Source organism: Sphingomonas sp. DC5200-1 (genome assembly GCF_049897245.1).
Classification (GTDB): domain Bacteria; phylum Pseudomonadota; class Alphaproteobacteria; order Sphingomonadales; family Sphingomonadaceae; genus Sphingomonas; species Sphingomonas aquatilis.
In genome coordinates this window covers 1-6,055 of the sequence record NZ_JAFCVW010000026.1, presented here as the reverse complement: position 1 = coordinate 6,055, position 6,055 = coordinate 1, and the positions used below count along the sequence as shown (strand labels likewise).

Here is a 6,055-nt window from a genome sequence, read left to right as displayed (position 1 = left end):
ATTATGTCGCCATTGAGACGATCCATTCCCTTTGACGGGATAAGGATATTGTCCCATTATCGATCGGGTCGGGGCAATAAAATGGAAACGCCCAGTGTCATGTCGAGGGTTCAGTGCATCTTTTCCCGTTCGATCCTTGGCTCGGCGTCGAGCCTATACTTCTTGATGGGACGATGATCCGGCCTGCGCTTGATGACTCCATAAAGCAGGACGCAATCAAATACTTACCCGAAACAAATCTCCCTTCTCTCCTTCATTCCGACGGAAGCCCCGTTGTAGAAGTCAATTCGTTCATCACGTTCCTGCGATCCGATGGCGTGTCCCTTGCCAGCGCAGGCCACTATGCTCGAGATCTTCAGGTCTTTGCCCGTTACCTGCGGGATGCGCGTTCAAAGTCGTTACTCGACGCATCGAGTGCCGACGTAGGGAAATATCGCAGCCTTCGGCTCGAAGGGCCGGGCGAGCTCCGACTATCGGGATCGTCTTGGAAGCGCACCTCTGCGGCGCTAACGCGGTTCTATCAATGGGCCGCCAGCGAGGACGCAGGACTGATATCAGTTGCGCCGAAAACCAGATTCCGCCGTGATGGCGCGGTTGCCGAAGATACGATCCGCATGATCCCGCTCGAGGATTACGTTCTGTTCCGAGACCAAGGCCTGCTCGGTGGGGGTTACGCGAACGGCATCACTCACCGGCGGAATCCGATGCGCGATGCCGCGTTCGCCGAGCTGCTTGTGACGACAGGGGTTAGGCTCGAAGAAGGCGCAAGCCTTCTGATCGGTGAGCTTCCGACGACGAACGCCCGCGTCTTTCACGGCTGTCGCAGCACCATGATCGACCTGCCCGCCAGAATCACCAAAGGGCGCAAACCTCGATCAGTGCCGTTCCCGAGGCGGGTAGCCAGTAACTTCATCGACGCTTATATTCGCGAGGAGCGGAGCCAGTTGGTCGATCGCTGGCGACGCGCGGGTGGGGTCCGGACCATGCGGCAGCCGCTCATCGGCACGCTTGCAGGCGGGCAACGCGTTTTGATCAAGGGCGAGCGGCGCCCTCGATCACTGGCGACTCTGCGCATCGACGAACGACGCAACCTCCTATTGCTGCCCGGATCGGGCGCACCATTGGAAAGTGCGCAGCCGGCAGCATTGTGGCTGGCGCAGGACGGCCAAGCCCTCACCCCCGCGGCATGGCAGTCGATATTCCGGCGTACCAGCAAGAAGTTGTCGGAGGACATGGGCTGGGACCTACACGTATCGCCCCATACCCTCCGGCATACCTTTGCCGTCTACTGGCTTACACACCTCGTCAAAGCGGAAGTGATGAGGCTCGACGATCGATCTGTCCCGGATCGAACCGAGGAAATCTACATGAAGGTTGTCAGCGACCCCTTGCGCCGGGTCCAGCGATGGCTGGGTCACGCCAGCGTCCTGACCACTGAAAAATATCTCACCTACCTCGATGAAGCCTTCGAAATCGTAGATCAGGCGGCCGAGGCGCTGGACTCTCGTCTGATGGGCTTCTTCTAGCAGTGGGTCGCCCTCGCCTCTCGTTCCGCGATTTACCTCCGCAGCAGGATGAGGAGCCGCGAGCCGACGCGATCGTAGCCTATCATCATCGTGACGGTGTCGGGCGCGAAATGACCTGGTTGCTGCACGAGGTGGGGAACGAAGGCCTGGGTCGCGATCTTGCCTTGTACCTTGGGCCGATGATGAACGAGCTGTTCGCCGGCCTGGCCGTCCCGAGTGTCGAACAGTATCGACAGAGCTGGATCCCGCTCGGGAAACATCTGTCCTCCAGCGGGCGCCTCAACGGGGGGCTTCGCGTGATCACGGCCGCTGACATCGATGCCTGCGACGTTCGGGGTCAATACTCCCGGTTCCGTTGCCTTGTTCACGGCCTTCGCGCGATAGACGAACGAAACCCTGATCTGCTTCGTCCGGATCTGAAGGCGCGGATCAACTTCACGAGCCGGCACAACGGAACGGCATTACGGCCCCGCGAACCGTTGACACCGTTCGTCGCTCGCGTCCTGAAAGACGCCGCTGATCGCAGCGTGGTAGCTACACGCGAAAGGATCTTGTCGGGCCGCGAGCAGATCGAAGCTTTGCGAAACAAGCCGGAGAGGAGCCGCTTTGAGAATGTGTTCCTGAGGGTCGCCGACGGCACGCGCCCCGCTCGAAGCGAGTTCGACATGTTCAAATATCGCAAGGTTGCCATCGCCGCGGCCAGCGATCTTCTCGTTCTGACCCTGCCTGATGCGATCTGCTTCATCATCGCCATCGCGCTCCGGGTCGAAATGCCGATAGAATGCCTGCGGACCCTGCGGCGCGACTGCCTGAAGAACCCCGCGAGAGGGTACGTCTCCATTGAATACACAAAGGGACGAGGCGGCCCCCGCGCGAAGATCAAGCGCGAACGCGTGCGTGATGGTGGAATTAATACGCCCGGCGGACTCGTTCGCCTTGCCCTCGAACTATCCCGACCCGCCGCCGAGCGAATGGCCGATCGAGGGGACCCGAATGCGGATTACCTGTGGGTGGGCTTCGTTGCAGCCGGACTGCCGAGCTGGCGGCGGTTCAGCCTTTCTACCCACAACTTCTATGCCGCGATCAGGAGCCTTGGGCTCGTCGACGAAGCGGGCAAGCCGATAACCAAGATCGTTCCCGCCCGGCTAAGGAAGACGGTGAAGCGGGACAATTACTTGCGCCACACAGGCCACCTTCGGCGCTTCGCGAGCGATCACTCGAAGCCAGTTGCCGCTCGGCATTATGCCGCGGTGGACGGGCTTCGAGAAGAGCATGCACGCTCGGTAGCGGTCGCTGAAGGTCAACTGTTCGACATGGCGATGATGCCGTTGGTCCTGCCACCGAAGGAGGAAGTCAGCGCGCTCGCATCCGGCCTCTCGATCGGAAACCAAAAGCTCGACGCAGGCGCGGTCGCGTCGTTGGTCTCAGGCGATGCCGATACGTTCCTTGGCATGTGTTCCGGCTTTTGGTCGAGCCCTCTTGGGCGGAACGACAACGGCTCCTGCGCCACCGCGTTCACCGGCTGCCTCCATTGCTCGAATGCAGTGTTCACCGCACGAAAACTGCCTGCATTGCTGACCTATCTGACATGGCTAGCTGAACGGCGCGCCGTCATGACGGAAGCGGAGTGGCACGAGCGCTACAGCGCCGACCATAATCGAATTATGGTACAGATACTCCCCGTGTTCGACGCTGGCGATATCGAACAGGCTCGGTCCACGGCGGAAAATGCCGCTGTGGCGCCAGCGCTGCCGCCACATCTTCAGCGGGGCTGAACATGCGTCGGGTTCTGGAACGTGCCGAAGCATCTTGGCGGATTGACCGTTCGGCATTGGTGATTCCGCCCCAGATGGTCGTGAGTGGCCGTGAGCAGCAGAATATCTCTCTGGTCGGGGACGATAAGTGGCTGCTCGAATGTGCCATCGCGCGGCCGACAAAGGCCCATGAAGCCTGTATCTGCTTCGGTCGGATCGCCGATGCTGATGAGCGGGAGCTCATACGAGAATACCTGTTCCTGTCTTTAAACTACGACTCCCGAGACAATGTGCGCGGCCGCCTCGGCGTCCTGAAACCTGGTTCGCTGATGCAGGTCGGCAATATAATCCGGCATTTTCTACAAGAAGTGCGGGAAGCCGGACTTCGACTCCACGAGATCGATCAGCCTTGGCTGGATCAGTGGCTGTCCGCGAAGCGGCACCTCGCACCGGCAACTCTTGTCTACAAGATCCTCTGCGTACGGCGACTTGCGCTCTATACGCCCTCCCTGTCGTTCCGGGGAATCGAGATAGCTCCTTGGGGTAACCGTTCAGCGACTAGGATCGCGGGATACCGGGGTGGCCGAGAAAATGTCACACCGCGAATACCGGAAGCCATTAGCGCGCCGGCGTTGCGGTGGGCCATGTTCTACGTCCATCATGGGATCGACGATCTTATCGCCCGACATCGTATAGCTGGCATCAACATCGCCGCGCGTCGGCAGAGAGTGTCACCGAAACTAAGCGACCAGCGCCTGCGCGCTTATTTGGATGCGCTTGAAGCATCGGGCTCTGGAGTACCGGCGACCCAAGATGGTCGACCCGCGTGGCCAGAAATCTGCAAGGCCAGCGGCCTCGGCGTGGCAGTGCTGAAGGCACGCTCAGCTATGCTCGAGAAGGCAATCTCGCAACTCGGAACCGAGCGCCCAGGCGCAAGCAGTGGTTGGGCCAGCATGCCAGGAACAAACATTGCGTGGCGGTCGCATCTTCCCAGCTTCAGCAGCCGTTATACCTTCATACCGGCGATAGCCGCGTGCTATCTCGTAATCGGCCTATTATCAGGAATGCGCGGCGAGGAAGCGGCCGCGCTCAAGCGTGGTTGCCTCAGACTCATGCGCGACGAACATGGGAAGGTTAAGGGCTACGAACTCGTCGGAAGAATCTTCAAAACCCGTAAAAACGTCGACGGCGCTGAACATCGCTGGACCGTGATAGAGCCTGTTGCCAGGGCCGTATTGGCAGCAATACGGTTGCAGGACTATCTACACAACAGCGCCGATCGAACGGAAGCGCCGCGAGATGATGAGCCCCTGTTCAAACCGGCCTTGATTCGGGGGGTGGGCAATGTCCAGCTTACGGCGCATCAATCGACCGTATACCTGAATTACTTTGCCAAAGAGTGTCGCCGGCTCGCCGAAGAAATGGCAGCGGCGGCGCCCGCCGAAGCCGACCGCATACTGGCACTTTATCATATCCCGGACGAGGGTGATGAACCCTGGCGGTGGCGCACGCGTCAGCTCCGCCGCACCCTTGCATGGTACATCGCCAGTCAGCCCTTCGGCGTGATCGCGGGCATGATACAATATGGGCACGCGAGCGCCATGATGTTCGAAGGCTATGCGGGCACTTCCCAATCCGGCTTCCGTTCGGAGATCGAAGAGGAACGTCGCCTCGCTCAGCTCAGCGATATCGTCGAGATGTACGAGGACTGGAAGGCAGGGATCAATCCAGGCGGCCCCATGCGATCGAAACTCGTCGCCGAATTTACAAGCATCAGAAACAAGATCGGAGATCTGCCCGGCACGGTCGTTGATGATCGGCGCCGCGCAAAAATGCTCTCGAACACCGCCGTCACGCTTCATCCGGGTTATATCAACGACTGCTTCTTCTATGCCGACCACGCCCTCTGCTTGAAGGTGAAAGGAGCTGAGGCGCAGCCGGCATTTACGAGGTGCCAGCCTGCTCGTTGTCCGAACAGCGTGGTGGCGAGGCGGCATGTGCTGGCTCTGCAATCATGCATCGCAGATGCCGAGACCATGAAAAATGGCAAGAACATCAGCCCGATCCAGAAACACGCCATTGAGGCACAGATCGATATTTACAGGCAGTTGCTGGAACAGGTCGAACGATGACGACGAAAGCGAACCCTCCCCGGAAATCGCAAGCCACCGTCGCGCTGCTTGACGCCTATAACCGCTTGCGCGACGGCAAAGGCACCGCGACGAATGGCAAGCTGAGCATAACCAATGTTGCGCGCGAGGCGGGGGTCAGTCGAGCGACGGCCTATCGATGCTCCAAACTTCTCGCTTTGTTCGATGAAGCTCCGAAGCCGCCGAAGGCTAAACCACAAAGCACGAGCGGCAAGGCCGAGCTGCGAAACGTGATCAACCAGTTGCTCAATCGTATCATCATGCTGGAGGCTGCGTTGGAAGCCAAAGACGCGGAACTCCGGCAATTGCGCTCAATGCTGCCAAAACCACGGCCGGCCGACTCATGATGCGAGCAAGTCCTGAGGACATTACAATCGACGCCACGTTGCACGCTCAATTCGCTCTACGCTACATGGCGACGCGAGACCGCCACGGGCGGGCTACGCATTGAAGGCAGGTTCAGTGTAAAACCCTCCCCGCTTGCGCAGCACTGATCCTCCCCTGCACAACGCTTGATGGATTTTGGTTGGGCCCATCACTCGACGAAGAATTCCCTCAATCAACGGCCCGCCTGCGACCAGCAGCTTGAATGGGTATCTCGCATGTAAATGACCGCGATTGGCCG

The 6,055-nt window shown here is 59.6% G+C and carries 5 protein-coding genes; 4 read left to right on the top strand and 1 reads right to left on the bottom strand.

What is annotated here, in order from left to right; translation table 11 throughout:
- Window positions 1–173 precede the first annotated feature (173 nt).
- From ACP7A3_RS20740 to ACP7A3_RS20725, 4 genes are all read left to right on the top strand, one after another.
- Entirely contained in the window at window positions 174–1,526 is a 1,353-nt protein-coding gene (locus ACP7A3_RS20740; RefSeq protein ID WP_037522502.1) for a tyrosine-type recombinase/integrase, read from the top strand.
- A gap of 110 nt (window positions 1,527–1,636) precedes the next feature.
- Window positions 1,637–3,301: a hypothetical protein gene (locus ACP7A3_RS20735; protein WP_048939653.1), complete on the top strand. Its 1,665-nt coding sequence runs from the start codon at window positions 1,637–1,639 to the stop codon at window positions 3,299–3,301.
- 2 nt (window positions 3,302–3,303) lie between these two features.
- Entirely contained in the window at window positions 3,304–5,412 is a 2,109-nt protein-coding gene (locus tag ACP7A3_RS20730) for a hypothetical protein (RefSeq protein WP_048939652.1), read from the top strand.
- Complete coding sequence (locus ACP7A3_RS20725) at window positions 5,409–5,777, top strand: hypothetical protein (RefSeq protein ID WP_010409068.1); 369 nt, start codon at window positions 5,409–5,411, stop codon at window positions 5,775–5,777. Before ACP7A3_RS20730 ends, ACP7A3_RS20725 begins: the two co-directional genes overlap by 4 nt.
- Window positions 5,778–5,870: 93 nt before the next feature.
- On the opposite strand, the gene ACP7A3_RS20720 is transcribed toward ACP7A3_RS20725, so the two are convergent.
- Window positions 5,871–6,055 (bottom strand): hypothetical protein (locus ACP7A3_RS20720; RefSeq protein ID WP_218964296.1); only part of this gene is annotated, 185 nt, incomplete at its 5' end.

What these genes read in the sequence shown, in the direction of transcription:
- ACP7A3_RS20740 (WP_037522502.1), top strand. Translation starts at nt 174, where the DNA reads ATGATCCGGCCTGCGCTTGATGACTCCATAAAGCAGGACGCAATCAAA.
- ACP7A3_RS20735 (WP_048939653.1), top strand. Translation starts at nt 1,637, where the DNA reads ATGACCTGGTTGCTGCACGAGGTGGGGAACGAAGGCCTGGGTCGCGAT.
- ACP7A3_RS20730 (WP_048939652.1), top strand. Translation starts at nt 3,304, where the DNA reads ATGCGTCGGGTTCTGGAACGTGCCGAAGCATCTTGGCGGATTGACCGT.
- ACP7A3_RS20725 (WP_010409068.1), top strand. Translation starts at nt 5,409, where the DNA reads ATGACGACGAAAGCGAACCCTCCCCGGAAATCGCAAGCCACCGTCGCG.